We start from the raw sequence: 26,565 nt of genomic DNA, 5'->3' as shown, positions 1-26,565 counted from the left end.
CGACGTTGGCCATACTGCCGCTATGGATCCCGTGACTCTGGAGACCGCGCGACTCCTGCTCAGGCCGTTCGCCCTCTCTGACGCGGACGCGGTGTACGCGGCCTGCCAGGATGCGGACATCCAGTACTACACGCCCGCGCCCACGCCGTTCCGGCGCGAGGACGCCGAGAAGTACGTCGCGGAGACCGCGCCCCGGGGCTGGGCCACGGACCACGACCACATTCTCGGTGCCTTCCGTTCGGACAATGGCGCCCTGGTCGGTTCATTCTGTTTGACCGAGCTCTCCCGGGGCGTCTACGAACTCGGCTACTGGGCAGCCAAGGAGCAGCGCAGCCGGGGGTACTCCGCGGAAGCCGCCCGGGCGCTGTGCGACTGGGGCTTCACCACACTCGAGGCACACCGGATCGAGTGGTGGGCGATGGCCGGGAACGTAGCCTCCGGTGCACTCGCCGAGAAGCTCGGCTTCACCGTCGAGGGAACCCTGCGCAACCGCACCATGGTCAACGGCGAACCGCACGACTGGTGGGTAGGCGGACTTCTGAAGCCCTGACACGGCCCCTGGGCCCCCGGCCGATCACGGACGCTGTGGGCGAATCCTGGTCGGCGTGGTGGGCGGTCTGGCCGGTGACCCCAGGGCCACGGTGTATGACCCGGAGAATGTGACACTTGCGCGGCGAGTGTCACATTCCCGCGGCCGACTACCCGGCCGCACCGGATTCGCCCACAGCGTCCGATCACGGTCGGGGGCCTTTGGCATGTGCGTCCGTGTCCGTGTCCGAGTCCGTGTCGGTGTTCGAGTCCGTGACCGCGTCGAAATGCGGCCAGCCGTCCACTTCGATCTCCTGCTCGGACGCGCGGAGGGCCAGGACGGGTTCGGCGGCGTCGAGGAGGCGGCGGACCGTTCCGGGCTCATAGAGGTTGAGGTAGCTGCGGTCCGGGAGACGCACCAAGGCCCCGGAGTCGACGTACGAGTTCGAGACGATCCGGAGTCGGCTCGGGCGGAAGACCAGGGCCAGTCGGCGCCGCGTGCCCTCGGGACAGAGGGAGAGAGTGAGGCGGCAGAGGGCGTAGTCGGGCTTCACCTGCTGCCGGAGGGCCCAGTACCAGGTGGTGTCGCCTGCGACGAGGCGTCGGAGACGTCGGTCGTTCTTCACCGCGGCACCGTAAGCGGTGGGCTTGGTGCGGCGCGTGCGCTTTTCCGCCGGGACCCGGTCATTCCTCGGCGAAGACGAGGTCTTCGATCGGGCGGGTCATGCGAACGGTTTTGCCGGTGACTTCGATGACGTGGTGCAGGCCGGTGATCGTCGCCCTGGTGGTCGTCCTGTCCTTGGCCCACACGCCGAGGCCGGCCGCCCTGGCCTGCTGCGCCACGGTGGTCAACTCGGTGCGCAGGTCGGGGAAGAGGTCCGAGTAGAAGGTCGGGAAGACCAGGCCGAACGAGAGCAGGTGGTGGTTGGCGGTGGTTTGGAGCAGCGGTACGTCTACGGTGATCCAGTCGCCGCTCTTCGTGCCTGCCGGTGGTGCGCCTCGGCCGGCCAGTGCCACGCAGCGGCTGTGTACGTCGATCGCGCCGGCCAGGATGAAACCCGGCACGCTCTCCGGAGTGCTGGCGGTGACCTTCTCGCCGGAGTGCTGGACGGTGGTGAAACCGAGCCGGCTCAGCAGCTCGTCCCTGGCGGCGTGGGCCCCGAGGTCCAGTGGCTGGTGCACCTCGTGCGGGCCCGCGCCCAGGTAGTGGGTCTCCAGCGCGTCGATCGCGTCCAGCCGCAGGTTGGCGCCGCCGCGGCTGTTCCGGTGCTGCTTGTCGATCTTGTGCGAGCCCGGAATCTCGTACCAGAAGGCCGCGTCGTGGGGTCGAAGCGGATGGTGTCGCCGTCCGGTTGCCCGTTCAGGATCCGGTAGTCACCCTCGATGAGCAGCATGGGCATGAGTACATCCGCGTGAACGCCGGTGACTCATTGTCGCCGCGCGGCCGGCCCCTGCGCACCCGAAACGACTCGGCTTTATGACGCGTATGACGAGTGTTCTGCGACGGATGTTCTATGGCGGGTCTTCGTGGGCGTGCTTCAGCCTTGCGCGGGCCTCGACCGTGTCCGGCGGCGCGACATCCGACCAGAAGCGGTGGCAGGTGACGAAGACGGCGAGTTCGCGCTCGCGTTGGCGGAGCTTCTCGACCTCGGCCTGTTCGTCGGGCGTCCAGCCGGGGGAGGCGGGGCGCTCCACCTTGCGCCAGCCCTTGTCGTCGCTGAAACCGTCCAGGGGCTCCACCGACCAGGGGAGCCGCTTGAGCAGGGCCAGGAGCTCCGCCCGGACCTGGTGCAGCTCCTCCTGGCCGGCCAGGAGGTCACTCGGGAAGTCATAGGTCGCAGCCACGCGGCAATGGTACGCCTGTTCGAATTTAGGGTGCGAGTTCCTTTGGGGACTTCACGCGAACGGGTGTGACTGAGCACGCAGCAGGTCAGATGCCACCTTTACGGGCTCTGTCGGCTCCCAATATTATTCAGTTCATACTGTGCAGTTTTGACTGGACAGTCTGAACTGAAGGTTCTAGCGTGAAGGCATGGACGACAACAGCGACGGCACCGGCGTCACCGAAGGCATCTCCGGATCCGCCGCCCGCGCCGCGCGGGATCTGCGGGTCGCGTTCAGCCGGCTGCGGCGGCGGATCAGGGAGGTCGCCGAGACGGAGGGCGAGGCGCAGGACCTCACGCCCTCCCAGGTGTCCGCGCTCACGCTGGTGAGCAAGAGCGGGGCCGCCACGGCCAGCGGGCTGGCGGCCTCCGAGGGGGTTCGCCCGCAGTCGATGGCGGCCACCCTCGCCGCGCTCGACCAGTACGGGCTGATCGAGCGCAACCCCGACCCCGGGGACGGCCGACGTCAGCTCGTCACGCTCACCGACGCCGGGCGCGAGCGCGTCGAGGGCACTCGGCAGGCGCGTGTGGAGTGGCTGGCCCGGGCTTTCCAGGACCGTTGCACCGAGGCCGAGCGGCAGACCGTCATCGAGGCGATGGCCGTACTGGAACGGCTCACCCGGCCGTGATATCCAAACTCGCCCGCTCCGACCGGCCGTCGCGCCCCCGTCCCACCGATTCCTTCGACCGGCGGCTGATCGCCCCCATGGTCCTGGGTTCCGTACTGAACCCGGTCAACTCCTCCATGATCGCGGTGGCGTTGGTGCCGATCGGGGCCGCGCTCGGGGCGCCGCCCTCGGAGACGGCCTGGCTGGTCACCGGGCTCTACCTGGCCACCGCCGTGGGCCAGCCCGTCATCGGGCGGCTCGTGGACACGTACGGACCCCGTCGGCTCTACCTCATCGGGACGGCGCTCGTGGGGATCGCCGGACTGCTCGGCGCCCTCGCTCCGAACCTCGGCGCGCTGGTCGCCGCCCGGGTGCTGCTCGGATTCGGCACCTCGGCCGCGTACCCGGCCTCGATGAGCCTCACCCGCAGCGAAGCCGAGCGCACCGGGCGGGACAGCCCGGCCGGAGTGCTGACCGCGCTGGCCGTCTCCGCCCAGACCGTCGCCGTCGTCGGCCCCACCCTGGGCGGACTGCTGATCGGCGTGGGCGGCTGGCGCACCATCTTCCTCGTCAACGTGCCGCTGTCGCTGGCCTGTCTGGTCCTCGGCGCGCTACGACTGCCGAAGGGTCCGGGCACGCCGAGGGAGGAGCGGAGCGTCGATCTCCTCGGCATGGCGCTGTTCACCGGCCTGCTCGTCGCCCTCATGCTCTTCCTGATGAAGCCGCGGGCCGACCACTGGTACCTGCCCGTACTCGCCGCCGTCGTCGCGACCGGCTTCGCCCTGCGGGAAGTGCGGGTCGCTGAGCCGTTCATCGATCTGCGGGTGCTCGGCGGCAACGTACCCATGCTGGCCACGTTCCTGCGCCAACTCCTCAGCTACACCACGGCGTACGCGTTCCTGTACGGCTTCACTCAGTGGCTGGAGGAGGGACGGGAGCTGTCCGCGGCGGCCGCCGGGCTCGTACTGCTGCCGCTGTCGCTCAGCGGGCTGGCCGTCTCCGCCCTCACCGGGCGCCACGAGGCGATCCGGGGCAAGCTCGTCGTGGGCGGTCTGGCCCAGATCGCCGGGTGTGCGGCGCTGTTGGGTGTGCACTCCGGCAGCGCGATCTGGCTGCTCGGTGCCGTCGGGATCGTCATGGGCGTCCCGCAGGGCCTCAACGGCCTCGCCAACCAGAACGCCCTCTACCGGCAGGCCGACCCCGCCCGCATGGGCTCCGCGGCCGGACTGCTGCGCACCTTCATGTACCTCGGCGCGATGGTCGCCTCCGCCGCCGACGCGGCCTTCTTCGCCCATGGCGCCGACACCGGGGGCCTGCACGACCTGGGCCTCTTCATGCTCGCCGGAGCCGTGCTGCTCCTGGCGGTGACCCTGCTCGACCGATCCCTGCGCGCCCCCGCGCCCCCAACCCCCCGAAAGGCCTGACCATGGCTGTCACCACGCTCGACCCGAACACCGCGCTCGTCCTCATCGACCTGCAGAACGGCATCGTCGGGAACCCGGGACTCGCCCCCTACCCCGGCGCCGAGGTCGTGGAGCGGGCGGGGCAACTCGCCGACGCCTTCCGCGGCCAGGGCCTCCCGGTCGTCCTCGTCCGGGTCACCGCCGCCGCCGACGGCGCGGACGGCGTGCGGGGCCGTATCGACGGCCCCGCTCGTGCCCCCCGCGTCTGGCCGGAGGGCTGGGACATTCTCGTCGACGCGCTCACCGGTCACCCGGAGGACATCGTCGTCACCAAGCGGAACTGGGGCGCGTTCTACGGCACCGACCTCGATCTGCACCTGCGCCGCCGCGGGATCACCCAGATCGTGCTGGCCGGCGTCGCCACCAGCATCGGCGTCGAGTCCAGCGCCCGCGCCGCCCACGAACACGGCTACCACGTCACCCTGGCCACCGACGCCATGTCCGACATCGACGACGAGACCCACCGCAACAGCGTCGAGCGGATCTTCCCCCGCCTCGGCGAGACCGGTACGACGGGGGAGATCCTGGAACTGCTGGCCAAGACCCACGGCTGAGCCATGCCCTGGTCAGTAGCCACGCCCCGGGGCACTGGCCACGCCCGGGTCAGTAGCCGTGCCTCGGGGCGGTGGCGGTACCCGGGCGGTGGCGGTGCCCGGGTCAGTGGCGGTGCTTGACCGCCAACTCCCGCACCAGCCCGCGCGCCACCGGCACGGCCACCCCGTGCCGGTCCGCGGCGCGCAGCAACGCGCCGCCGATCGCGTCGAGTTCGAGCGGCAGACCCGCCTCGGCGTCGCGCTGCATGGAGGACTTGGTGTCGGGCGGGAAGGCGTCGTATCGGGCGAGGGCCCGCGCCGGGTCCGCCGGGGCGCCGCACGCCCGGCTGACGGCGGCCGTCTCCGCCACCAGGGCCGTCAACTCCTCGCGGTGGCCCGTGCGGACCTCACCCAGGGGCACCCCGTAACGGGTCGTCAGCAACGCGAACGGAGCGAGGAACGACATCTTCGCCCACAGCGTCGCTGCCTCGTCGTCCAGGACGCGGACGGCAGGGCCGGCCGCCGTCAGCACCCCGGCGAGCGCGTCCAGCCGCCCGCGCGACACGCTCTCGCCGGTCAGGTCGATCTCGGCGAAGGGGCTGCCGTGTTCGATCACCCCGGGGGCGGTCCGGGTCGACTCGACGCGGATGACGGCGGGGGCCACGCGGGCCGTGCCGTAGTGGGCGCGCAGGGCCGCCGGGTGTTCGACGCCGTTCAGGAAGGGGACCAGCAGGCCCTCGCCGAGCGCTTCCGGCCGTACCCGCTCCAGGGCCGCGTCGAGCGCCGTGTGCTTCACCGCGATCAGACAGGCGTCGACCGGTTCGCGCAGCTCCGTGTCCGCCTCCACGGCCGCCGTGAAGTCCCCGAACCGGCCGCTGTGGACGCGCATGCCGTCCGTGCGCAGCGCCCGCGCCGTCTCGTCCCCGGCCAGGCATATCACGCGGTGTCCGGCCCGGGCCACCAGTGCCGCCAGCAGTCCGCCGACGCCGCCCGGGCCCAGTACCGCCACGGTCGACCGTTCCTTCAACTGGTCATTGGTCATGGGCTCATTGGTCGTGTGGTCATTGGTCATGACTGTTCGATCCTCTCGTCGGTCGGCCCCGGAAGGTGGCCGCCTCGACGTAGATCATCCCCGCTACGAGAGCCGTACCGACGCCCCGGGCTCCAACAGGTGCAGCCGGTCCGTGAGTCCGGCCTCCGCGAAGGCCTTCGTCAGCGTGGCGCCGTCCTGCGTGAAGTGGCCCCAGTGCTCGAAGTGCAGCGGTACGACGTGCCGGGCGCCGAGGATCTCGGCGGCCCGCGCGGCGGCCTCGCTGGTCAGGGTCAGCGGGGCGTCCGGCACGAGCGGGGTACGGGCCGCGCCCGCGAACAGTACGGCCACGTCGAAGGGCCCCTCCCGCTCGGCGATCTCACGGACCACGTCCAGTGAGGCGTTGTCCCCGCTGACGTACACCTTGGGCAGCCCCTCGCCGGACAGCACGAAACCGGTCACCTCGCCCACGATCGGCTCCGAGCCCTCGGGCCCGTGCAGCGCGGGCACGGCGCTCACGTGGAGCGCGCCGCCGCCGTCCGGGCGCGGCAGGTCGACGTGCTCCCAGGCGGGCAGGGCCCGAACCGGCGCGCCGATACGGTCGTACGCCGATGCCGTGGACAGCGTCAGGGGCGCACCGGCGAGGTAGGTCCGTCCGGCCGCGTCGAGGTTGTCCGGGTGCTGGTCGTGCGAGAGCAGTACGGCGTCGACCGCGCCGAGCTCCGCCGCCGTGAGCGCCGGTCCGGCGGTCTTCACCAGCTTCCGGGTGCCGATCGGGTACTCGCCGGGAGCGTCGAAGGTCGGGTCGGTGAGCAACCGGACGCCGCCGAGCTCGACGACGGCCGTGGGGCCGCCGACGTACGTGATCTCCACAGGGGTCATGCTCTGCACAAGAGGGGTGGGATCAGGGCTATTCCCTGTCCACCACCTCGACGTACGCGCGAGACTGGACCCATGTGCCGCAGCATCAAGACACTTCGCCCGCCCGCGCTCCCCGAAGAGGCCACCGAGGACGAGATCCGCGCCGCCGCCCTCCAGTACGTCCGCAAGGTCTCCGGCTTCCGCGCCCCGGCCGCCCACAACCGCGAGGTGTTCGACCACGCGGTCGAGGCGATCGCGGCGGCCACGGCCGAGTTGCTGGGCGGCCTGGAGGTACGCGGGGCCACTCAGCCCCAGCGCGCCGGATAACCCCGGAAAACCGTCGATCAGCCCGCGTGGGTCAGACGCCCGTGCCCGATTCCTGCGCAACCGGAACCGCAACCGCAGCTGGAACCGTAACTGGAACCGGCCGTCGCATCATGTACGCCGCCCCCGCGCCCGCGCCGAACAGCGCCAGGAACGAGACCCCGGTGGCGAGCCAGGTCGTGCCCAGCCACTGGCCGCCGAAGTAGCCGAGGGCGACGCTGTACGCGGCCCAGGCCAGGCCCGCCACGATGGACCACGGCAGGAACTCGCGGACCCGGCGGTGGGCGGCACCGGCGCCGAGCGAGACGACCGAGCGTCCGGCGGGCGCGAAGCGGGCGAGGACGACCAGGGCGCCGCCGGCACCGCCGCCGCGCGCGAGGACCGCGCCGAGACGTTCCTGCGCGCTGGACAGCCGGCGCGAGCGGGCTATGGCGCGGTCCAGACGTTCACCGCCGCGCCAGGCCAGCCGGTACGCCACCAGGTCGCCCAGGACCGAGGCGGCGGCCGCGGAGAGGATGAGCGCCATGATGTCGGGCACGGCGTGCGCGACGGCCCCCGCGGAACCGGCCGCCGCGGCCGTGGCCGCCGTGATGACCAGGACGCCGCTCGGCAGCACCGGCAGGAAGACGTCCAGCAGGACCGAGACGGACACCGCCGCGTAGATCCATGGGCCGCCCGTCAGCGACCCCACACTCTCCAACACCGAAAACTCCCCTGTACTCCCCCGTGGGCACGACCTCGCCGCTACTTGCGGGGGAGCGGCAGGCGGCCTGTGACAGCCATACAGCGTACGCGGCGGGTGTGACAGGAGGGTCACTGGGGGTTCATGGGGCGCCGCGATGGGGGGGCGGGTCAGGCCGTGAAGGGCTCCGAGGCCCGCTTGTCCTCGTCTGTTCTCGTTCGCCGCGGCCGTACGCCAGGCGAAGGACAGGCTAATCAATACTTGCAAGTTCAACATTTGGCCATGAGGCGGGTTCCGTTCGCCCTTCCGTTTCGGCCGTTGTCGCACGTAGCGCGGCTCGCGCCACCGCGTCGGCGTCCGAAAGCGTGACCGAATCCACGCCCGGTCGGGCCCCGGCCGCGGTCACCCAGTGCACGCCCTCCGTGGGGACTCCGAAGGCGAACCGCCGTACGTGTGGCCGACCTTGACGGTCCATCAGACGGTACGGGCGCGGTGTTACGTCCAGCCCTCCGGTTTCGTAACCGTCGCTCGTGTGCGGGCGGCAGTGGCCCGTCTTCAGCAGCCGGGCGAGGAGCTCGTCGGACGTCCGCCTGAGGTCCGTTTCCGGCAGCCGCGCCTCTATCAGCGTCGTCGCGCGTACGGTCGAGCCCGGCACGTCGGGGGAGTGCGCCACCCATGCCCCGTCCTCGGCCCGCACCTCCAGCCGGGGGCCCAGCACGTCCAGGACGCCCGCCTCGATCAGCGCGGTCATCTCCTCGACGCGGCGGCGGGGCGGCCCGATGGAGAGGAAGGCGTTGAGCGGCGTGTACCAGCGGTCCAGGTGCTCCCGGCGTGAGCCGCCCGGCAGACCGCCGTGGTCGACGATCCGCCGCACTTCGTTGCGCAGGTCGCGCAGCACGTCCAGGGCGGCCTTCAGGGGGCCCTCGACGTTACCGAGCGCGGCCTGCTCGGCGTCCTCGCGCAGATGCGCCAGCAGCCAGCCGCGCCAGGCGCCGGGCGTGGAGAAGGTGCGCCCGGCGTACGGGCGTGAAACGCGGTCCCAGCACCAGCGGTCGGCCTGCGGGATTCCGAACGCGTCGAGTATCTCCGCCTCTTGGGCGCTGCGGTGCGGGGCAGCGAGGAAACGATCCCTGAACTCCGGGAGGTTCGGGCGCTCCAGCAGCCCGGCGCGCACACCCTCGTAATAGACCGTCTCCACCTCCTTCGCGATCAGGGGCCATATCTCGCCCAGGAAGTCCGGCGCCTCCCCGGAGTCGGCGCGTTTGCGGAAACCCGCGATGACCTCGTCGGTGAGGACGAGGGGGGTGTGGCGGCCGTACGGACCCTTCGCGTTGTCGCCGCGGGCCTGGTACGGGACGCCGCGGCGGGAGCCGGCGTACAGGCGGGGCTCGCGGCCGGAGGGCAGGTAGCGCAGGCCCTCGGCGGTGCGGGTGAAACGGCCGCCGCGGCCGGTCGTCAGCAGGGCCATGTGGTCGAAGAAGTTGAGGCCGAGGCCGCGCAGCAGGACCGGTTCGCCGGGGGCCGGGACGGAGAGGTCGACGTCGGCCGGGTTGGCGGGCGGGATGTGGCGCAGGCCGTGCCGTTCGGCGTACGCCGTGAGGTCGCGTTGCGCGCGGTCCGCGGCCACCGGCAGATGGCCCTGTGCGAGAACGACCGCGGACAGTTCCGGCAGGGTGCGCCCGTCGTCGAGGGTGAGGGTCTGGCGGCCGTCGGGGGCGTCGTCGAGCCGTATCGCGCGCGCCGTGTGCACCTCGACGCGGACCCCGGGCGACGCCCCGCGCACCACCTCGGCGAACACCCACTCCAGGTAGCGGCCGTAGTGGGCACGGGTCGGATAGTCGTCCGGGCCCAGCTCGCCGCCCGCCCACGCGTGCAGGCTCGGCCCGGGGCGGATGGGGCCCGAGCAGTCCACGCTGTCGTCGGTGAAGAGGGTCACCTGCGAGGCCACGGTGTTCATCAGCAGGTGCGGCGACTGCGCGGTGCGCCACACGCGGCCGGGGCCGGGCGGCGACGGGTCGACCACGTGAACCGTCAGCCGCGCCCCGGGCGGGAGCAGTTCCGGCGCGGAGGCGCACAGGCGTTCAAGAACGCTGGTGCCCCGCGGTCCCGCGCCGACGACGGCGAGGGATACATCGACGGCATGGAGGGTCCCGGACGGCGCGGCGCTCACTGCAGACAAAGGTGTGACTCCCGGGCGTGGGGGGCGCATGACGGCGAACCGCCTGCTGGGCGGCCCACGGAGGGCCCCCGGGAAGCGGACGGTCCGCCTCATCATGCCGTCGGAGGGAACGGGAGCCGAGCCCCGGACGGCCGGATCGCCGCCCGTTGTGGGATGCGTCACGCGTATCTCGGGCGTATCTCACGCTGCTCTCGCGAGGCTCTCACACGGCTTTCACACCTGCTCCACACGCAGCCCGCGAGCACCGCGGGCGACGCGCGTGACAACCCTATCCACCGTATACAAGGGGTACTTGGGGACGGCCGCGGACGCTCATGAACCGAGCTCGGACTCCATGACCGTCCGCAGCCGGGCGGCGCCCCCGCCCTTCTCCTGCCGCGCCTGTTCCAGCCGCAGCCGGGCCGAACGCCCGTGCAGGGTCAGGGTCATGAGCTGGTTGCCGAACCAAGGCCCGCCCGTTCTGCGCCAGTCGACAGGTGGGCGGGCGAACTTGCCGTGCCGGGCGAAGCGGCGTCCGATCGCCCGGCCCACCCCGCTCCACCCGAAACGGAAGCCGAGCCGGATGGACAGCGGGATGGAGTTGTGGACGGGGGAGCAGGTCAGCTGCAGGACGCGGGCCTCGGGGGAGCCGGAAGGGGAGCCGGAAGGCCACTCCGGCTCGGCGACATAGGCGTGATGCACATCCCCGGACAGCACGAGCACGGTCGCCGGCGCGCCCGGTCCCGAACCGGCCTCGGCGATCAGCTCCGCCAGAGCCGTGAAGGAGGCGGGGAAGGCCGACCAGTGCTCCAGGTCGGCCCGGCGGCGCAGTTTCTCCCCGAACCGGGCCCAGCGCGCGCCCCGTTCACCCCGGCACAGCGCCGCGTTCCAGGCCTCGGCGTCGTGCACGAGGTGGGGGAGCAGCCAGGGCAGTGAGGTGCCGATCAGGAGATGGTCGCAGGAGCCCGGCGTGTCCAGCGCCTGATCGCGCAGCCACCGCGCCTCGCCCGGGTCCAGCATTGCCCGGTCGTCCTCGGCCAGCACGCGGGCCGCCCGGGTGTCCACCATCAGCAGCCGTACGCGGCCGAAGTCGCGGCGGTAGCTCCAGCGGACGGAGGCCGGGTCGGCGTCGGACTGGGCGGCGAAGGCGCGCAAGACGTCGGTGCCGTCGGGGGTTTCGCGGACGGCGGCGTAGAGGAGGTCGTCGGCGAGTTCGCGCGGTGAGAGGTTGCCGAGGTGCTGGTGGACCCAGTACGACATCAGGCCGCTCAGCAGCCGCTCGCGCCACCACACCGTGGCCCGCATGTCGGCGAGCCAGGCTGCGCTGGTGTTCCAGTCGTCGATGACGTCGTGGTCGTCGAAGATCATGCAGCTGGGGACGGTGGACAGCAGCCAGCGGACTTCCGGGTCGAGCCAGGATTCGCAGTAGAGGCGGGTGTACTCCTCGTAGTCCGCGACCTGGTCGCCCGGGGGGTCCGCGAGGTTGCGGCGGGCGGCGAGCCAGGTGCGCGTGGCTTTCGAGACCTCGTCCGCGTAGACCTGGTCGCCCAACAGGAGCAGGACATCCGGGCGTTCGCTCTCGGGGGCGGCCGCTGTCCGGGCGGCCAGGGTGTCCAGGGCGTCCGGCCCGGCCGGGTCCTTCTCGTCCGCGGGAGGCGCGGCCCAGCGGCAGGAGCCGAAGGTGACGCGGACGGCGCCCTGCCCGTCCGGGGTGCGCACGACCGAGGGCGGGAACGGGGAGTCGGGCAGCGGCCAGACGCCGACGCCGTCCAGGAACACCTCGTACGACGAGGCCGTGCCCGGCGTCAGACCGCTCACCGGCACCAACGCGTAGTGGTGTCCGGCGACTTGGAAGGTGCGGGCCGAGCCGTGGGCGCCGCCCGCGCAGCGCACCTCGGCCGTGCAGGGACGGCTCGCCTCGACCCAGAAGGTCGCGGACGAGCCGTCGACGTACCTCAGCAGCGGTCCCAGGCGCAGCTCCGCCATGGCGATCACCCTCCTCCGTCGCCCCGTACGGTACGGAACGACGGAGGAGAGCGGGGAGGTTCCTGCGGATCAGCAGCCGGCCAGGTAGTTCGTCAGCGCGGTGCGCTCGGCGGAGTCGACCGAGAGGTTGTAGTAGTACTTCACCTGGACCCAGGCGCGGACGTACGTGCACCGGTAGGAGGTGAGCGGCGGCATCCACTCGGCCGGGTCCTGGTCGCTCTTCTGCTGGTTCACGTTGTCCGTGACGGCGAGGAGCTGCGGGCGGGTCACGTCGTTGGCGAAGGCCTGGCGCTGGGCGGTGGTCCAGTTCCGGGCGCCGGAGTCCCAGGCCTCGGCCAGCGGGACGAGGTGTTATCCGTACCTTGTTTTTGGTGCCGCTGACGGCGCTGACATGAGCGGTGTGCCCCGTGTCTTCTCTGTGGGCGTTGCGTTATCCGGTACAGCGGTGAGGTGCCGCTGACGGTGATGACGGAGGGGCACGGTGGCCAGTACGCAGCGGGTGGCCATGGGCGAAGGCGTGACGTGGACGGTCCTTGGCGAGGACTTCCGAGTCGCGGAGCCGGTCGAGCAGTACCTGGAGTACCTGAGATCGAGGGACTGCTCGCCCAACACCCTCAAGAGCTACGCACGGGGGCTCGCCCTGTGGTGGACCTTCCTGGAGCGGAGGACGCAGGCGTGGGACGCGGTCGGTGTGACTGAACTCGGCACGTTCGTGGGCCAGTTGCGTCGAGGGAGCGTGGCTGAGGATGTCGTCTTGCTCCACGAGGAGGCGAGAGCGGCGGACGCGACTGTGGCGAGCCGGGCGCGTGCGGTCATGGGGTTCTACCGGTATCACGCCGCGCGCGGTGTCGAGGTCGCGGGCCAGCTGTACGAGACGGTGCGGGCCAGACCGGGCAGCTATCTGCCGTTCCTGGAGCACGTGGCGCGCAGGACCGGGCGGCGTTCGAGCGTGGTCAAGGTCCGGGTACGGGCGAAACCCGTGCCGGTGCTGCTGCCCGACCAGATGGCGTCGATTCGGGAAGCGGAGGCGTCCTGGGACGTGGCGGGCGCGGTTTGGTCGGGTGAGTTGCGGTATCGCCTGCTGTGGACCCTGCTGGAGGAGACCGGGTTGCGGCTCGGCGAGGCGCTCGGCCTGCGGCACCGGGACTGGAAGACCGGCACGGGCACGACTGCGCAGGTCGAGGTAGTGCACCGGGAGGACCACCCGCACGGTCTGCGGGCCAAGAGCGGCCACCGTCGCGTCTTCATCGGCTCCGAGCTGGACCGCCTGTACGGGGACTGGGTCTGGGCGCTGTGCGAGGCCGGCGCCGACGTCGAACTGGACGACTGGGACAACGCGTACATTTTCTGCAACCTGCACCGTGGACGCCGGTTCGCCCCGCTCCGGGCGGAGAGCGTCTACAAGCACCTGTCGGCGAGGAAGAGGGGCGTACCCGGCCTGCCGCCGGAGATGACCCCGCACTGGTACCGGCACACCCACGCCACCGCCCTGCTGCTGTCCGGCGTGCCGATGCACGTGGTCAGCCGGAGACTCGGCCACGCGGATATCCAGACCACGATCAACACGTACGCCCATGTGACCGAGGACGCCGAGCTGCGCGCGTGCGCGGACTGGCAGAAGATCACGCAAGCCTGGGGGAGCCGTCATGAAGGCTGAGCCGACCGTCCATGTCGTGGCCGACGCGGGGACGGTACCGTCCCCGCGCACCCCGGAACGCAAGCGGCAGGACAAACGCGATCCGCGCCTGTCCGTAGCCCGGCTCTTCAGCGAGGAGAAGGCAAGACAGCTGTGGGACAGCCTGCCGGACGAACACCGGCAGGACCACTTCGACTCGACCAACATGCCGGACGACTACGGCCGAGCCTTCCGTAAGCAGACCATCAACCGAGAGAAGGGCTGGTACACCCAGGCGATCAGCTTCCAGGGTCTGCCCGAGCCCATGGTCTGGGAGCTGGCCTGGTGCATCCATCAGCAAGTGGCCGAGGGATACGCGATCACCACCGCGCGGCTCCAAGAACTCAGGCGGGGCCTGGTCCTCGCGATCGAGCACGGCGGACCGCAGGCACGGTCCGCGAGGTCGCTGACAGTGCTCTCCCACGAGGAGTGGGCGCGCGAGGTGCAGCGTGCGGTCATGCGGACCGATCCGTCGCGGAACAGGAAGCTCGCCACGCATGTGCTGCACAGCGTCAAGCACCTGCAGGACCGGCTGGCCCACGCTTACCACGACGGCGAGTGGTGGCGGCTGGACGTGTGGAACCCCGGTCTGGACCGGCGCATCCCGCAACGCGAACACGAGCCCCACGGCCGGGCCGTGGCCAACTTCAGCCAGCTCACGAGCGACTGGTTCCGGGAGGCCGCGAAGTGGTGGCTGTCGGTGCAGTTGTCGACGGAGCGGTACGTGTGGTCGTCGGTGAAGAGCCGCCTCGACCATTTGAAGTGGTTCCAGTGGTATATCGACCAGGCCGGTTGCTCCGGCCCCCAGCTCGCGGACTCTCCCGAACAACTTCGGCCCTGGCTACGTGGATTCGTGGACTCCCTCAACAGCCATACGGCGATGACCGGGCCGAACAAGGGCGGCCGGCTGTCCAAGAACTGCCGGCGCAGCACGCTGGTGACCGTCGAGGCGTTCTACCGCTGGATGTACGACAACCGCGCGGAGGCGGTCGCGGTCCTCGGTGACCGACGCTGGGGCGCGCTCGGCCTGCACCACTCCGTGCTCTTCCGGCTGGAGGACAAGCCGCGGCTCACCAATCAGCCGCCGGACGACATGGCCCTGGAGGACGAGGTGATCAGCAAGATCGCCGCAGGCTCCGGAGTGCTCGCGGCCCCCAAGTCCGAGGGCGGGATCGATGACCGGCAGGCCTTCCACGCGCTCATGCTGCTGATCCGGACGGGCCGACGCATGAACGAGGTCCTGATGATGGACTTCGAACCGCTGCTACCGCTTTTGACGACAAGTAAACAGCAGGACAAGGAGCCGGACGGCTTCGTGGCCCGGCTTGCCTATCAGCAGACGAAGATCACGGGCGGGGATCCGCCGACGATCCCGGTCGACCAGGAGATCGTCGACATCATCCGCCTCCAGCAGGAGTGGGTCCGTGAGTTCATCGCAGCCCAAGGCGCCCCAGCCGGAATGAACCCGCGCTATCTCTTCCTCCAGACCAAGAACAACCCGCTCGGGAGGAGGCCGTACGCCTCGGCGACGTTCCACAGCCGACTCGGCGCGCTGACCGGAAAGCTGGCCATCACCGACAGCGTCGGCCGCCCCGTCAAGGTTTCCAAGACGCACACCTTCCGGCACACCCGGGCCACTGACTTGATCAACGCCGGGGTCCCGATTCACGTCGTCATGCGCTACCTCGGACACGTCACACCGGCCATGACCATGCACTACGCCAAGACTCTGGCGGTCACGGCCGAGCGTGAGTTCCTCCGCTACAAGAAGGTGACGGCCGACGGCCGGACCGCCGAGGTGAACCCCAGCGACCTCTATGACCTCCTCCACCTGGACCAACGCGCCGACCGCGTGCTGCCCAACGGCTGGTGCATGCTGCCGCCCAGGCAGGTCTGCTCCAAGGGCAACGCCTGCCTGACCTGCGACAAGTTCGTCACCGACGCCAGCCATCGTGACGAACTCGAGCACCAGCTCGGACAGTCCGAAGCGCTGATCGCCCGCCGCCAGGCGCAGTTCACCGCCCGCCACGGCGAGCCTATGGGCGAGGACAACATCTGGCTTTCCGGCCGCCTCGCCGAAACCCGCGCCCTGAGCAAGGTCCTCGTCGCCCTCGACCAGGTCAGCGTCCATGAGGACGGACATCTGAGGGCGGTTCGCGGGGCAGGCGCGGCCGACCGCCCCGAATCACCTTCCACCCAGCAGCAGGAGCCGACCGCATGACGCAGCTGCCCGAACACCTCCGTCAGGCTACCCGTGCGCGTACCGAGGAAGCCGAGAAACGTGCCCGCACCGCCCTCGCCGAACTGGTCAAGGCGGGCAAGCCGGTCAGCTTCACCGCTGTGGCCCGCCAGGCCGGGGTGAGTACCGACTTCCTCTACCGCAGTCCCGAACTGCGCACCCGCATCGAACGGCACCGAGCCAAGGGCGGTCCGGTCTCAGCGGCGTCTACGGAGCCGTCAGGTGACTCGTCGACCTCAGCCGCCGTAAGGGCGCTGAGCGCCCGCCTCACCCGACAGCAGCAGGCTCACCACGCAGAGGTCGAGAGGCTGCGAAAGACCTTGGAGGTCACGCAAGGCGAGAACCTTGCCCTGCGACGGCGTCTGGCTCAGTACGAGGCGGACTGAACTCCGAGCGGAGCCGTGGCACGATCCGAGCCCGTGGCGCAATATGCGCCGCAAGGACGACCTGCACCACGTCGCCGCGGCTCCAGCTGTGACCGGATCGGTCCGTACTAGGACCTGATGAGGCCTGTCGCCACTCCGGCTGCGCTGGTCAGGCTTGGCGGCATGACCCGAGCACTGATCGTCATCGATGTCCAGGAATCCTTCCGCGCCCGCCCACTGTGGGAGACCATCTCCAACCCGAAGATCGCCGACCAGGTGGACCGGCTGGTCCGGCTCGCCCGCCAGGCCGGTGACCTGGTGGTGTGGGTGCTGCATTCCGAGCCCGGCAGCGGCGATGTCTTCGACCCCGCCCTCGGCCATGTCCGGCTGATGGAGGAGTTGGAGCGCCGGGACACGGAACCACTGATCCACAAGACCTCGCACAATGCTTTCACTACCACCAACCTGCAGCAACTCCTCACAGAGCGCGGTATCCACGAGCTCACTGTCTGCGGCATCCGCACCGAGCAGTGTGTGGAGACCACCACCCGCGTCGCGAGCGACTTCGGCTATCTGGTCACCTTCGTCATCGACGCCACCGCGACCAACCCCATCCCGCATCGTGACGCTCCCGCCGACCAGAGCATCGCCGAACTGCTGTCGGACCCCCGCACCCTGACCGCCGAGGAGATCATCAGGCGCACTGAGTACGCCCTTGCCGGACGCTTTGCCACCATCGCCACTGTCGGGCAACTGGAGGCTGCGGCCGGGCCTCGGGCATGATGACCGGATCGTGAGCCACATCGCCTTCCTCCTGGTGCCCGGACTCCATCTGCTAGACCTGGCAGGCCCCGCGCAGGTCTTTTCCACGGCCGCCGACTTCGGGCACCCCTACACACTCAGCTACATCGCCGAGCAGCCGCTGATTCCCACGGCTCAGGGCCTGCCCTTGGTGGCCCGGCTCGACTGGCCCGAGCTCGGCCCCGAGGACCTGATCCTGGTGCCCGGCTGGCGGGCGCTCGCCCTGGCCGGCAGTCCTGTCATCGGTGCAGCCTCCCTGCAGTCCCTGCGGGACCACCACGCCAGGGGAGGCACCGTTGCCAGCGTCTGCGCTGGAGCCGAGGCGCTCGGCCGAGCCGGCCTGCTCGACGGCCGCCGCTGTACCACCCACCACGATGTGCAGGATGAGCTCGCACACCGCTACCCCAGGGCGGTGGTCATCCGCGATGTCCTGTACACCGCCGACGACCGGGTGGTCACCTCGGCCGGCATCGCCAGCGGCATCGACCTGGCCCTTCACCTGATCGCCACCCGGCACGGCCCCGCCGTCGCCGCCCAGGTGGCCCGGGACATGGTCGTCTACGCGCGGCGCAACGGCCACGAACCGCAGGCCAGCGCCATGCTCCGGTACCGATCCCATCTCGACGACACCGTGCACCGCGCCCAGGACCTTCTCGACGCCTGCTTTGACCAGCCGTTGCCCCTGCCAGCCCTGGCCGCGGCCGTGGGCGTGAGCGAACGCACCCTCACCCGACTCTTCACCCGTGCCACCGGCGGCCTCACCCCGCTGCGCTATCAGCAAACCCTCCGCCTCGAACGCGCCGAGCACCTCATCAGCCACGGCGCCACGGTCGATGCCGCCGCCCGCGCGGTCGGCTTCGAGGACCCCCGCATGCTGCGCCGCCTGCGAGCCCGCGAGATCTGACCGCGAGCCGCGTCGATGTCATGCCGTCGACGCTCTGATCTCTTATTTCAATGAGATCAATCTGTCGCAGCTACGGATACGAGGTGGTCGATGTCCACGTCGGAAGCGGCGGTCCAGGTGGCGCCGTCGTACGGGGAGTACCAGCTGCCACTGGTGGCGGTGCAGGCGGAGTTGGTGACGACGTTCGTACCGTCCCGCATGAGGATGTACTCACGGGTGTTGCACGTGCCGGTGATGGTGATCCAGGTGGGGAACAGATCACGGCTGTAGCCGGTCCTGACCTCGGTCGCGGTGGTGAGCGAGGCGAGGTACGTGCGGGCGGTGGCGGCGCTGACCCGGCCTTGGGGACCAATGGAACAGCCAGTATCGGTGAGATTGATCTTGGTCGGCTCGCCGTGATCTTCTAGCACAAGTAATCTGTCGCGTGCGGGCGTTCGCCGAAAAATCCTCGGTCATTCGCTCCGGGTGGTTACGTCCGCCGTATGCCGGTGGAGTTTTTAACTGATGAGCAGGCTGAGGCGTACGGGAAGTTCGCCGAGGAGCCGACGCGGCCCGAACTGGAGCGGTTCTTCTTCCTGGATGACGTGGACCGGGATCTGATCGCGTTGCGGCGTACGCCGCACCATCAGCTCGGATTCGCGCTTCAGATGTGCACGGTGCGGTATGTGGGTCTGTTCCTGGGTGAGGACCCGCTGGATGTGCCGTGGTCGGTGGTGGAGCCAGCGGCGACCGGTTCGAACCCACCGTCCGCTGGATGACGGGCACCACGGGTCGGCAGGCCGGCCCCGACGGCGTGGCCGAGTCCTCCCGCGGCTCCTACCGTGCCGTGCTCAGCCGCCCGGCCGCCCGGCATCTGCTCGCGGCGGCGGGACTGGCGCGGCTGTCCATGGGCATGGTGGGGCTTGCGCTGGTGCTCTCGGTCCGCGCGGCCACGGGGTCGTTCGCCGTGGCCGGCTTCGCCGCGGGTGCCTTCGCCCTCACCGCGGGGCTGTTCGCCGCGCCGCGCGGACGGCTGGTCGACCGCAGAGGGCACCGTATAGGACTGCGGCTCCTGGGTGCCGGGTACGGCTTGACAGGCTGCGCCCTCCTGCTGCTCGTCAGCACCGTCCGGGTGCCGGCCGTGTTGATCGCCGCCTCGGGGGCGCTGGGCGCCGCCGCTCCGCCGATCTCCGCCGCGACCAGGGCGGCCTGGGTCGATATGATCGGCCGTGGGCCGCTCCTGTCGACGGCCCTGTCGCTCGACACGGTGACCGAAGAGTTGTTGTCGCTTGTGGGACCGGCCTCCTCCGGGCTGCTCGCTGCGGCGAGTAGCCCGGTGATCGCCCTAGCCACCGCGCTCGGCCTGGACTTGGCCGCCGTGGGACTGTTCCCCGGCCGGGCACCGGGCGCCGCGGCCTCTCCCGGCGCGGTCCGGCGCGGGATGCCGCGGTCGCAGGGGTCGCTGCGGGTGCTGACCGCTGTGGGCCCCGTACTCGTCCCCTTGCTGGCGGTGGGCATTGGCTTCGGCACCCTCGACGTGGCGATCCCAGCCTTGGCGCTGCGGCACGGCGGCACCGCGTCGGCGGGATGGATGCTGGCGCTCCTTCCGGCCGGCAGCACGCTCGGCGGTCTCGCCTACGGGCGCCGCGCCTGGTCGTCCCCGCCGATCCGGCGCTACCGGTGGCTGTGCCTCGCGCTGGCGGCCGGCTTCGCTCCACTGCCGCTCGTCGCGGCGCACGCATCGCTGTGGCCGCTGCTTCTCGTCGCGGGTCTGGCCACCGCACCACTGGTCGTCACGTGCTTTCTGCTGGTGGACGAGGCGACCCCGGACGTCCACCGAACGGAAGCGGCCACCTGGGTGAGCACCTTCAACAACACCGGAACGGCTGCGGGATCCGCCTTGTGCGGTGCACTGGTCGCCGATCTCCCTCTGACGGTGGTCTTCACGCTCCCGGCCATCGCGGCGATGGCCGGGACATTCGGGTTGGTGCACCGCAGCCTGCTGGCACGGGGCGCTCCGTAGGGGCGCACGGTAGCTTTCAGGGCTTCGTGACCGCGGTCTTCTTGGGACGGCTCCCCAATGCGCGTACACAGCCCGAAATGCCACCGGCCGCCCTCTGAACGACAATCAGCTCAGAGTGTTCCGCCGACCACTGACAGTCCACCCAGACCGAATCGGCCGGATTCCCGAATCCGGGCCGGAAGTTCGACGAGCGGAGCGTCAAGGCCATGGGTTCAACGCGACATAACTCTCACAAACGTTCCTTTGCCGGAGCAAGATCAAGAACGGGCTGCCGGGGCCCAGTCGATCTTGGATCGATTCTCAGAACACGTTCTCACGTAAAGAGGCGAGTCGCCCCCTTCTGAGAAATGTTTGTGACAAGATCCGGGGCCATGACGGACCCTCAAGAGCCTTCCCCGTCCGACGCGGACGAAGTCGAGCGCCATCCCTGCCCCCGCTGCGGCGCCGAGCCCGGTTCGCCGTGCCGCTCGCGCGGCGGCGCCGTCGCTGGCACCTACCACACCGGCCGCTTCACGAAGGTGCCCCGGCTCGCCAAGCTCCTGCGCGTGCCGACTCCGGCCGACCGGGGCCCGGGGCAGTCATGGCGGCCCGGCACCCCGCCCCCGGCGCCCATCGACCCGGACACCCCGGGCGCGGACATCCGCATCGGGTACGCGAGATGCTCGCACCTGAGCCAAGAGCTCCAGTCCCAGCTCGATGCGCTGGCCAAGCACGGCATCCCGAGGGACAAAATCTTCAGCGAGAAGATCAGCACCCGGGTGCGGGTGCGCCCGCAGTTCGAGGCCGCGCTCAAGGCCGCCCGTGAGATCAAGGCCCACGCCCCGCACTGCCGGGTCATCGTCACGGTGTACGAGATGAAGCGACTGGGACGCGATGCCGCCGAGCTCACAGCCCTTGCCGACCACCTAACCGCCCACGGCCTGGTGCTGGAGATGCTCGCCGGTCCCCTCCAGGGGATGTACGACCCCAGCGGGGCGGGGCGGCTGCTGTTCGCGTTCTTCGCGGCGATGGCGGAGACCGAGCGGGAGAACATCCGCGAGTCGACGCTGGAGGGGCTCGACGCCGCGGCCCGCAAGGGAAAGCACGGTGGCCGGCCCCAGGTCATAACCGACGACATGCTGCACACTGTGCTCCGCCGCCGCGCGCTGGGCGAGTCCGCCGAGCAGATCCGCCCCGATCTGTGGATCGCCAGCGGCAAGCGCAAGGGCCAGAACCCCAGCCTCGCGAGCATCTACCGGGCGCTCGCCGAGCACGAGAAGGCCCAGACGTACCCCGAGGCCATCGAGGCGGCGCACGCCGACTTCGCCGCCCTGCAAACCGAGGGCCAGGGCGACGACATTCCGCAGCCTCGCCACCACGCCCCCGCTGTAAACCTGTAAACCCGCTGGTCAACGGCGCGATGGCGGGGCGATGATGACCGCCACACACCCGCACGAGAAGAAGAGGACCGGCGCCCATGGCTCTGCCCAACCTGACCCCGGCCCAGAAGGCCGAGGCGCTGAAGAAGGCGGCCGCAGTTCGCCGCGAGCGCGGGGAACTGCTGGCTCAGTTCAAGGCCGGAGAGCTGGCGTTGACAGTCCTGCTGGAGCGCGAGGACTCGGTGGTCGGCAAGGTCCGCGTACGCCGCCTCCTCGAATCGCTCCCCGGCATCGGCTCGGTCCGCGCCGGCCAACTGCTCTCGGACCTTGGCATCTCCGAGAGCCGCCGCGTCCAGGGGCTCGGTCCCGCCCAGCGCGCCCGGTCTCGCGCAGTTCCCGCACCAGAACTGACCCGGCAGGACCTCGGCGATCAACCGCCGGGGTCCTCTGCCGTTCAGGATTCAGACCGCCGGGTGTCAGGCCCTACGCTGTCGGCCGTGGCAGATATCAGGAACACGGCGGCCTTCAAGGCGCTGGCTGCACAGACCGAGGCCGAACTTCTCACGCGCGGCCTGGACGTGGTCCCCGTGACGGTGCACAACGTGCTCGCCCACGCCGTCGCGACTGTGGCGGACCGCCTGGACATCCAGCCCCGCTCGGCCCTTCGCTACATCGAGCCCTCGACGATCGCCGACCAGATCGCCAAGGCCGGCGACCCGGCCGCCGAGGGCGCGCACGACGTCCACGGCGTACGGCCCGTGCGCATCGACGAGCGCACCGTTCCCATGCCCCGCTGGGTGTGCACGCGCCCGCTGATGGCCCTGGCCCAGGCCGCCAAGTACGCCACCACCAACGGCGATTCGCGCACCAAACAGCACGCCATCGACCTGATCTGCGAAATCGGCGCCGCCATCGCGGAGCTGGAAAGCGGCCTCGCCCCCGTCCCGGCCGGGGTTCTCGACGAGAACGTACAGATCCTGGAGCGTGTCGCACAGAAGATCGAGAAGGAAGGGCGGAGTGTCTGCCCGTGCGGCGAGGACTACGGCCAGGCCCGCGCCGACGCCGCGGTCCCCGCCGTCATGCGCGAGGACGCCGACCTCGTGCGTACCGTGCGGGCCAGCATCGACCGCTGACGCTCTACGCGCCCGACTGTTGGCCGAGTAGCGCCGCCAGGCCCAGTTCCGCTTCTGAGGCGGCCATCACCGTGTCGATGGTGCCCTGGGCCAACTCGTCGGCGAGGGCGAGTACCTGCTTGTTCAGCTCCCGCAACTCGGCCAGCTGATCGTTCAGGATCTGTAGCTTCTGGCGCCGCGACGGGCTGAGGTCCGGGAGCTGGCCCCACTTCTCCGCCTGCTCCTCGAACAGGGTCAGGTCACCGGCCTGGTCGGTGTAGACCCGTTTCACCCGCGCCACGTCCGTGTCGGCGAGGACATGCGGCTTGGTCCGGGCCTCCGCCAACGCCTCGGCGTTCTCCTTCACATCGGCCAGCCACCGCCTGGTGTGGTCGATGAAGAACTCCAGCTTGCTGGTGTGCCAGATCCGCTCGGGCATCGCGCGATCCCTCTCGTACGACAAGTAGACCCGGCGACCCTAGCCCCCACGTCACAGCCCACCACCGGGCTTCCTCATAAAGCCCCACGAACGTGCGTCGGGACCCACTACGCAACCAAGATCAATCTCACCGATACTGGCTGTTCCATTGGTCCCCAAGGCCGTGACCGGGGTGGGCAGCGCGGCGGAGGCGGTCGGGCCGTTGAATATCCCGACCATGGCTATCAGGCCGGTGAAGGCTGCGAGTACGCTCAGCCGTCGACGCGCGTAGACCTTTGGCATGCGAACTCCCTTGAAGTGGGGGGACGTTGGGGCGAGCGGGCTCATGCTTGCGGTGGCGCATTTCCGGAAGGTGTGAGTCAGGTAAGAAGCTAGCGACGTGCTCATGACATGCCAGGTGTCGGGTGCAACCGGTATGGCCCTCCCGGGCTGATTTCGTCATCGCGTACGATGGATGGCGCAGAAGGGGAGTAGCTCTTCGCCGGACCGTCGACATACTGCTCAGCTCGTCTGAGCCGGCGCCCGGAGGCAGACCATCACGGTCGGCCGGCGAGACCTTCGGCAGAGCAGTGCACTTGTCCGTACGTATGTCTTCGTGCGGGCGCCGATGTGTGCTGCCGTGCCGAGGTGTCGCGTCGCAGTCACAGCACTCTCGGTGGGGCAGCCCCGACCGATTGAGGAATTTTGATCAGCATCAGCGTGATGGCGCTCGTCTTCGGCGTCGTCTTCCTTGCCGAGCTGCCGGACAAGACGGCGCTCGCCGGGCTCGTCCTCGGCACCCGCTACCGCGCCTCGTACGTCTTCGCGGGCGTCGCCGCCGCCTTCGCCCTGCATGTCGCGCTAGCCGTCGCGGCCGGCAGTGTGCTGACCCTGCTGCCGCAGCAGATCGTGCACGCGCTCACGGGCGTGCTGTTCCTCGCCGGTGCCGCCGTGCTGCTCCTGAAGAAGGACGAGGGTGAGGAGGAGATCCGCAAGCCCGAGAACCAGAGCTTCTGGAAGGTCTCGGGGGCGGGCTTCATGCTCATCCTGGTCGCCGAGTTCGGCGACCTCACGCAGATCATGACGGCGAACCTCGCGGCGCGTTACGACGACCCGCTCTCCGTCGGCCTCGGTGCGGTGCTCGCGCTGTGGGCGGTGGCCGGGCTCGGCATCGTCGGTGGGAAGGCGCTGATGAAGAGGGTGCCGCTGGAGCTGATCACCAAGGTCGCCGCGGTCTTGATGCTGGTGCTCGGGGCGTGGAGTCTGTACGAGGCGGTGGCGGGCTGAGGGTTCGACCGGGATCTCGGCCGAGTGCTCGACGAAGGCGTCGACCGAGTGCTCGATCGAGGGCTCGGCGGAGGGCTTCGCCGGAAGGGCCTGGTCGGAAGCGGTGGCGCCGGGCCCCCTCATTTTGTATCGTAGAGAAACAAAGTGGCTCCCGCCCGCACTCCCTGACCGGCGGGCGGGGCCGCCTTGTCCCCCGGGGACCCGGCGCTGATCCACTGGAGGCCCCCGGCCCCTTCCCGCGCGCCCTGGAGCCTGCCGATGACGGCCACCACCGTTCTGACCGCCCGCGCCCTCCTGCTCGACATGGACGGCACCCTCGTCAACTCGGACGCCGTCGTCGAGCGCTGCTGGCGCCGCTGGGCCGACCGGCACGGGCTGGACGGGGACGAGGTCATGAAGGTCGTCCACGGTCGCCAGGGTTACGCCTCCATGGCCGTGCTGCTGCCGAACCGGCCCATGGAGCAGAACTACGCCGACAACGCGCGCATGCTCGCCGAGGAGACCGCCGACATGGACGGCGTCGTCGCGGTTCCGGGCGCCCCGGAGTTCCTGGCCTCGCTCGCCGGGCTGCCGCATGCCCTCGTGACCTCGGCGGACGTGGCGCTGTCCAGCGCGCGGATGGCTGCCGCCGGGCTCGAACTGCCCGACGTCCGTGTCACCGCGGAGTCCGTCGGAGCGAGCAAGCCGGACCCGGAGGGTTTTCTGAAGGGCGCCGCCGAGTTGGGCATCGCGCCTGAGGACTGCGTCGTCTTCGAGGACTCGGGTGCCGGGATCTCGGCCGGGCGCGCTGCCGGGATGCGGGTGGTCGGGGTGGGGCCCCGGGCCGTTTTCCACCGCCCGGACGTCTTCGTTCGTGACCTGACGCAGGTACGGGTGGAGTCCGCGGGGGACGGGACGATACGCCTGCACATCGGCTGACCGCTTCGGCCTGAACGGCCCCGCCCTCGATCGCCGGACGGGCCGGGAGTCTTTCCGGACGGGCCGGGAGTCTTCAGGGGTGGGCTGGGAGTCCTTAGGGGCGCGGGGAACTGCGCGATCAGCCCCCGTCCACCCGCAGCGAAAGAACCTTCGGGCAGGGTGCGGGGGCGGAGCCCCGCGGGGGGTTCGGGATACTGTTGGCGAATTCCGTCGACGGCGTGGGCGACCGGCCGTCGGCACCAGGTCCCCTGTATGTGGCCGCGGGAATGTGACACTTTCCGTGCGAGTGTCACATTCCCGCGGCCGGCACCCCACCCGTGGCGGAGCGGATTCGCCAACAGCGTCGGGGTTCGGGGGCGGACAACCTCGCGCACGCCCCGGCCCCGCGTATGCCCTACGGCTCCCTCGTCTCCCCCTCCAGGCTCGCCCGCGTCGCCGCCCCGTACACCCCCGCCTCGTCCCCCGTGATGCCACGGGCCCACTGGTAGCGGCGTACGGCGTCCTCGACCTGGCTGGAGTACGTGCCGTCGGTGTTGCCCGTGTAGAGGGACAACTGGCTCAGGCGCAGCTGGAGTTCGGTTACCTCGGGCCCCTTGTCGCCGGGCCGCAGTGTCTGGGCGCGGCCTCCGCCCGAGGAGCCCTGGCTCGGCGCCAACGAGGCGGTGGCCGTGGTGGGCGTGGGCGACTGCGACGGGCCCGCCGACTGCGACTGCGACGGCGTCGCCGATGCGCTGGGGCTCGATGACACGGAGGGCGACGGGGACGTGCTCGGCGACGGGACCGGAGCGGCCTGCGCCGGCGCGGATGCCGTGGGTGACGACGACAGCGGCGCCGATTCCGAGTCCGATGACGGCGGCGTGGCCGAGGCGGACGTCGAGGACGGTTCCGGCACGCTCGCCCGTACGTCGTCCGGCAGCGCCCCGTTCCGTGCGGGAGTGTCGTACGAGAACAGCCCGCTCGCGAACCCGGCCGCCGCCACGACGGCCACGGCGGCACCGGAGACGGCCAGCAGAGCCGTACGCCACCGACGCCGGGGCGGCTCCTCCGGGGGCGGGCCGTGCGCCGGGTCCGGCTCCGGGAAGTCGTGCTCCGCCAGGAAGCCGCGCACAGCGGTCTCCGGCGGCACCGCATTGAGCCGCATGGTGGGCGCGGAGGCGTCGGCGGAGGTGTAGGTGGAGGTGTCGTGGGAGGGCTCGCCCCCCGTTAACGCATTCCCCGTCCCCAGCTCCACATAAGGACGTATGCGCAACGGGTCGAAGTCCTCCGCCGCGGCCGCCTCCGCGGTGCGGGCCTCGCGCAGGGCCTCCGAGGCGCGTTGGGTACAGGCGCAGGACGGGGTGCCGTCCGGCGTTCGAGGCGCGGCGCACTCGGGGCAGATGTGCCCGTTCGGTTCAGTCACGTGTTGGGTCCCTCCCCCTGCGACTCCCCCT

25 protein-coding genes and 4 pseudogenes are annotated in these 26,565 nt (G+C 70.5%); 16 read left to right on the top strand and 13 right to left on the bottom strand.

The features are described from left to right. The first annotated feature begins 22 nt into the window (after positions 1-22). On the top strand, positions 23-550 hold the full coding sequence (locus OG747_RS13155; protein WP_405879507.1) for a GNAT family N-acetyltransferase: 528 nt from the start codon (positions 23-25) through the stop codon (positions 548-550). Positions 551-734: 184 nt separating this feature from the next. On the opposite strand, the gene OG747_RS13150 is transcribed toward OG747_RS13155, so the two are convergent. The 3 genes from OG747_RS13150 to OG747_RS13140 all read right to left on the bottom strand — a co-directional run bounded on the left by OG747_RS13150 (position 735) and on the right by OG747_RS13140 (position 2,373). Further along, on the bottom strand, positions 735-1,154 hold the full coding sequence (locus OG747_RS13150; RefSeq protein ID WP_405879506.1) for a hypothetical protein: 420 nt from the start codon (positions 1,152-1,154) through the stop codon (positions 735-737). A gap of 58 nt (positions 1,155-1,212) precedes the next feature. After that, on the bottom strand, positions 1,213-1,710 hold the full coding sequence (locus OG747_RS13145; protein ID WP_405879505.1) for a hypothetical protein: 498 nt from the start codon (positions 1,708-1,710) through the stop codon (positions 1,213-1,215). 330 nt (positions 1,711-2,040) lie between these two features. After that, positions 2,041-2,373: a hypothetical protein gene (locus OG747_RS13140; RefSeq protein WP_405879504.1), complete on the bottom strand. Its 333-nt coding sequence runs from the start codon at positions 2,371-2,373 to the stop codon at positions 2,041-2,043. A gap of 187 nt (positions 2,374-2,560) precedes the next feature. On the opposite strand from OG747_RS13140, the gene OG747_RS13135 reads away from it, so the two are divergent. From OG747_RS13135 to OG747_RS13125, 3 genes are read left to right on the top strand one after another with little or no spacing between them, the layout of a single operon-like run. After that, complete coding sequence (locus tag OG747_RS13135) at positions 2,561-3,040, top strand: MarR family winged helix-turn-helix transcriptional regulator (protein WP_405879503.1); 480 nt, start codon at positions 2,561-2,563, stop codon at positions 3,038-3,040. Continuing rightward, a complete protein-coding gene (locus OG747_RS13130) occupies positions 3,037-4,443 on the top strand; it encodes an MFS transporter (protein ID WP_405879501.1) in 1,407 nt (468 codons plus the stop codon). The genes OG747_RS13135 and OG747_RS13130 overlap by 4 nt, the downstream gene beginning before the upstream one ends. A gap of 2 nt (positions 4,444-4,445) precedes the next feature. Beyond that, positions 4,446-5,036: a hydrolase gene (locus OG747_RS13125; protein WP_405879500.1), complete on the top strand. Its 591-nt coding sequence runs from the start codon at positions 4,446-4,448 to the stop codon at positions 5,034-5,036. A 103-nt stretch (positions 5,037-5,139) separates the two neighbouring features. On the opposite strand, the gene OG747_RS13120 is transcribed toward OG747_RS13125, so the two are convergent. Next, positions 5,140-6,057: a ketopantoate reductase family protein gene (locus OG747_RS13120; protein ID WP_405885525.1), complete on the bottom strand. Its 918-nt coding sequence runs from the start codon at positions 6,055-6,057 to the stop codon at positions 5,140-5,142. Between the two features lie 93 nt (positions 6,058-6,150). Further along, the gene (locus OG747_RS13115) at positions 6,151-6,927 is read right to left on the bottom strand and encodes an MBL fold metallo-hydrolase (RefSeq protein ID WP_405879499.1); all 777 of its coding nucleotides are present in this window, start codon (positions 6,925-6,927) and stop codon (positions 6,151-6,153) included. A gap of 72 nt (positions 6,928-6,999) precedes the next feature. On the opposite strand from OG747_RS13115, the gene OG747_RS13110 reads away from it, so the two are divergent. Continuing rightward, entirely contained in the window at positions 7,000-7,233 is a 234-nt protein-coding gene (locus tag OG747_RS13110) for a DUF2277 domain-containing protein (RefSeq protein ID WP_405879498.1), read from the top strand. A 31-nt stretch (positions 7,234-7,264) separates the two neighbouring features. Here OG747_RS13110 and OG747_RS13105 read toward each other — a convergent pair whose 3' ends face one another. The 4 genes and pseudogenes from OG747_RS13105 to OG747_RS13090 form a co-directional block, all read right to left on the bottom strand. Beyond that, complete coding sequence (locus OG747_RS13105) at positions 7,265-7,933, bottom strand: DedA family protein (RefSeq protein WP_405879497.1); 669 nt, start codon at positions 7,931-7,933, stop codon at positions 7,265-7,267. Between the two features lie 229 nt (positions 7,934-8,162). Continuing rightward, the gene (locus tag OG747_RS13100; RefSeq protein WP_405879496.1) at positions 8,163-10,121 is read right to left on the bottom strand and encodes an FAD/NAD(P)-binding protein; all 1,959 of its coding nucleotides are present in this window, start codon (positions 10,119-10,121) and stop codon (positions 8,163-8,165) included. A gap of 282 nt (positions 10,122-10,403) precedes the next feature. Next, a complete protein-coding gene (locus OG747_RS13095) occupies positions 10,404-12,056 on the bottom strand; it encodes an alkaline phosphatase D family protein (RefSeq protein ID WP_405879495.1) in 1,653 nt (550 codons plus the stop codon). 69 nt (positions 12,057-12,125) lie between these two features. Next, positions 12,126-12,407 (bottom strand): annotated as a pseudogene (locus tag OG747_RS13090) (HNH endonuclease family protein); the annotation flags it as partial. Between the two features lie 130 nt (positions 12,408-12,537). On the opposite strand from OG747_RS13090, the gene OG747_RS13085 reads away from it, so the two are divergent. The 5 genes from OG747_RS13085 (at position 12,538) to OG747_RS13065 (ending at position 18,040) form a co-directional block, all read left to right on the top strand. Beyond that, entirely contained in the window at positions 12,538-13,713 is a 1,176-nt protein-coding gene (locus OG747_RS13085; protein ID WP_405879494.1) for a tyrosine-type recombinase/integrase, read from the top strand. After that, on the top strand, positions 13,703-15,952 hold the full coding sequence (locus tag OG747_RS13080; protein WP_405879493.1) for a tyrosine-type recombinase/integrase: 2,250 nt from the start codon (positions 13,703-13,705) through the stop codon (positions 15,950-15,952). The genes OG747_RS13085 and OG747_RS13080 overlap by 11 nt, the downstream gene beginning before the upstream one ends. Further along, positions 15,949-16,356, top strand: a complete 408-nt coding sequence (locus OG747_RS13075) for a DUF6262 family protein (RefSeq protein WP_405879492.1) — start codon at positions 15,949-15,951, stop codon at positions 16,354-16,356. Before OG747_RS13080 ends, OG747_RS13075 begins: the two co-directional genes overlap by 4 nt. Before the next feature lie 162 nt (positions 16,357-16,518). After that, the gene (locus tag OG747_RS13070; RefSeq protein WP_405879491.1) at positions 16,519-17,118 is read left to right on the top strand and encodes an isochorismatase family protein; all 600 of its coding nucleotides are present in this window, start codon (positions 16,519-16,521) and stop codon (positions 17,116-17,118) included. Between the two features lie 10 nt (positions 17,119-17,128). Then, a complete protein-coding gene (locus tag OG747_RS13065; protein WP_405879490.1) occupies positions 17,129-18,040 on the top strand; it encodes a GlxA family transcriptional regulator in 912 nt (303 codons plus the stop codon). A 68-nt stretch (positions 18,041-18,108) separates the two neighbouring features. Here the strand turns inward: OG747_RS13065 and OG747_RS13060 are convergent. Continuing rightward, positions 18,109-18,375 (bottom strand): annotated as a pseudogene (locus OG747_RS13060) (hypothetical protein); the annotation flags it as partial. A 147-nt stretch (positions 18,376-18,522) separates the two neighbouring features. Here OG747_RS13060 and OG747_RS13055 point away from each other — a divergent pair. The 4 genes and pseudogenes from OG747_RS13055 to mihF all read left to right on the top strand — a co-directional run. Then, positions 18,523-18,789, top strand: a pseudogene (locus OG747_RS13055) (DUF4158 domain-containing protein); the annotation flags it as partial. Positions 18,790-18,794: 5 nt separating this feature from the next. Beyond that, positions 18,795-20,042: an MFS transporter gene (locus OG747_RS13050; RefSeq protein WP_405879489.1), complete on the top strand. Its 1,248-nt coding sequence runs from the start codon at positions 18,795-18,797 to the stop codon at positions 20,040-20,042. Between the two features lie 371 nt (positions 20,043-20,413). Beyond that, positions 20,414-21,421 (top strand): recombinase family protein, encoded by a 1,008-nt coding sequence (locus OG747_RS13045; RefSeq protein WP_405879488.1) that lies wholly within the window; start codon positions 20,414-20,416, stop codon positions 21,419-21,421. 77 nt (positions 21,422-21,498) lie between these two features. Then, positions 21,499-21,780: pseudogene (mihF, locus tag OG747_RS13040) on the top strand (integration host factor, actinobacterial type); the annotation flags it as partial. A gap of 757 nt (positions 21,781-22,537) precedes the next feature. On the opposite strand, the gene OG747_RS13035 reads toward mihF, so the two are convergent. Together OG747_RS13035 and OG747_RS13030 are read right to left on the bottom strand one after the other, a co-directional pair. Then, complete coding sequence (locus OG747_RS13035; protein ID WP_405879487.1) at positions 22,538-22,951, bottom strand: hypothetical protein; 414 nt, start codon at positions 22,949-22,951, stop codon at positions 22,538-22,540. Between the two features lie 51 nt (positions 22,952-23,002). Then, positions 23,003-23,233, bottom strand: a complete 231-nt coding sequence (locus OG747_RS13030; protein ID WP_405886090.1) for a hypothetical protein — start codon at positions 23,231-23,233, stop codon at positions 23,003-23,005. Between the two features lie 402 nt (positions 23,234-23,635). Here OG747_RS13030 and OG747_RS13025 point away from each other — a divergent pair, with 402 nt between their 5' ends. Further along, positions 23,636-24,217 (top strand): TMEM165/GDT1 family protein, encoded by a 582-nt coding sequence (locus OG747_RS13025; protein ID WP_405879486.1) that lies wholly within the window; start codon positions 23,636-23,638, stop codon positions 24,215-24,217. 258 nt (positions 24,218-24,475) lie between these two features. Beyond that, complete coding sequence (locus OG747_RS13020) at positions 24,476-25,135, top strand: HAD family hydrolase (RefSeq protein WP_405879485.1); 660 nt, start codon at positions 24,476-24,478, stop codon at positions 25,133-25,135. A gap of 394 nt (positions 25,136-25,529) precedes the next feature. On the opposite strand, the gene OG747_RS13015 is transcribed toward OG747_RS13020, so the two are convergent. Further along, positions 25,530-26,534 carry a peptidoglycan-binding protein gene (locus tag OG747_RS13015; protein ID WP_405879484.1) on the bottom strand — a complete coding sequence of 335 codons (1,005 nt, stop codon included), beginning with the start codon at positions 26,532-26,534 and terminating at the stop codon, positions 25,530-25,532. Positions 26,535-26,565: the final 31 nt, after the last annotated feature.

The organism is Streptomyces sp. NBC_01384 (assembly GCF_045040035.1).
Classification (GTDB): Bacteria; Actinomycetota; Actinomycetes; order Streptomycetales; family Streptomycetaceae; genus Streptomyces.
The sequence above is the reverse complement of the archived record's forward strand: the minus strand, read 5'-3'. Positions and strand labels throughout refer to the sequence as shown.

Coding starts and splice junctions, on each gene's coding strand:
- OG747_RS13050 (WP_405879489.1), top strand. CDS start 18,795: ATGACGGGCACCACGGGTCGGCAGGCCGGCCCCGACGGCGTGGCCGAG.
- OG747_RS13110 (WP_405879498.1), top strand. CDS start 7,000: ATGTGCCGCAGCATCAAGACACTTCGCCCGCCCGCGCTCCCCGAAGAG.
- OG747_RS13155 (WP_405879507.1), top strand. CDS start 23: ATGGATCCCGTGACTCTGGAGACCGCGCGACTCCTGCTCAGGCCGTTC.
- OG747_RS13125 (WP_405879500.1), top strand. CDS start 4,446: ATGGCTGTCACCACGCTCGACCCGAACACCGCGCTCGTCCTCATCGAC.
- OG747_RS13115 (WP_405879499.1), bottom strand. CDS start 6,927: ATGACCCCTGTGGAGATCACGTACGTCGGCGGCCCCACGGCCGTCGTC.
- OG747_RS13035 (WP_405879487.1), bottom strand. CDS start 22,951: ATGCCCGAGCGGATCTGGCACACCAGCAAGCTGGAGTTCTTCATCGAC.
- OG747_RS13020 (WP_405879485.1), top strand. CDS start 24,476: ATGACGGCCACCACCGTTCTGACCGCCCGCGCCCTCCTGCTCGACATG.
- OG747_RS13120 (WP_405885525.1), bottom strand. CDS start 6,057: ATGACCAATGACCAGTTGAAGGAACGGTCGACCGTGGCGGTACTGGGC.
- OG747_RS13080 (WP_405879493.1), top strand. CDS start 13,703: ATGAAGGCTGAGCCGACCGTCCATGTCGTGGCCGACGCGGGGACGGTA.
- OG747_RS13030 (WP_405886090.1), bottom strand. CDS start 23,233: ATGCCAAAGGTCTACGCGCGTCGACGGCTGAGCGTACTCGCAGCCTTC.
- OG747_RS13045 (WP_405879488.1), top strand. CDS start 20,414: ATGACGGACCCTCAAGAGCCTTCCCCGTCCGACGCGGACGAAGTCGAG.
- OG747_RS13095 (WP_405879495.1), bottom strand. CDS start 12,056: ATGGCGGAGCTGCGCCTGGGACCGCTGCTGAGGTACGTCGACGGCTCG.
- OG747_RS13075 (WP_405879492.1), top strand. CDS start 15,949: ATGACGCAGCTGCCCGAACACCTCCGTCAGGCTACCCGTGCGCGTACC.
- OG747_RS13135 (WP_405879503.1), top strand. CDS start 2,561: ATGGACGACAACAGCGACGGCACCGGCGTCACCGAAGGCATCTCCGGA.
- OG747_RS13070 (WP_405879491.1), top strand. CDS start 16,519: ATGACCCGAGCACTGATCGTCATCGATGTCCAGGAATCCTTCCGCGCC.
- OG747_RS13100 (WP_405879496.1), bottom strand. CDS start 10,121: ATGCGCCCCCCACGCCCGGGAGTCACACCTTTGTCTGCAGTGAGCGCC.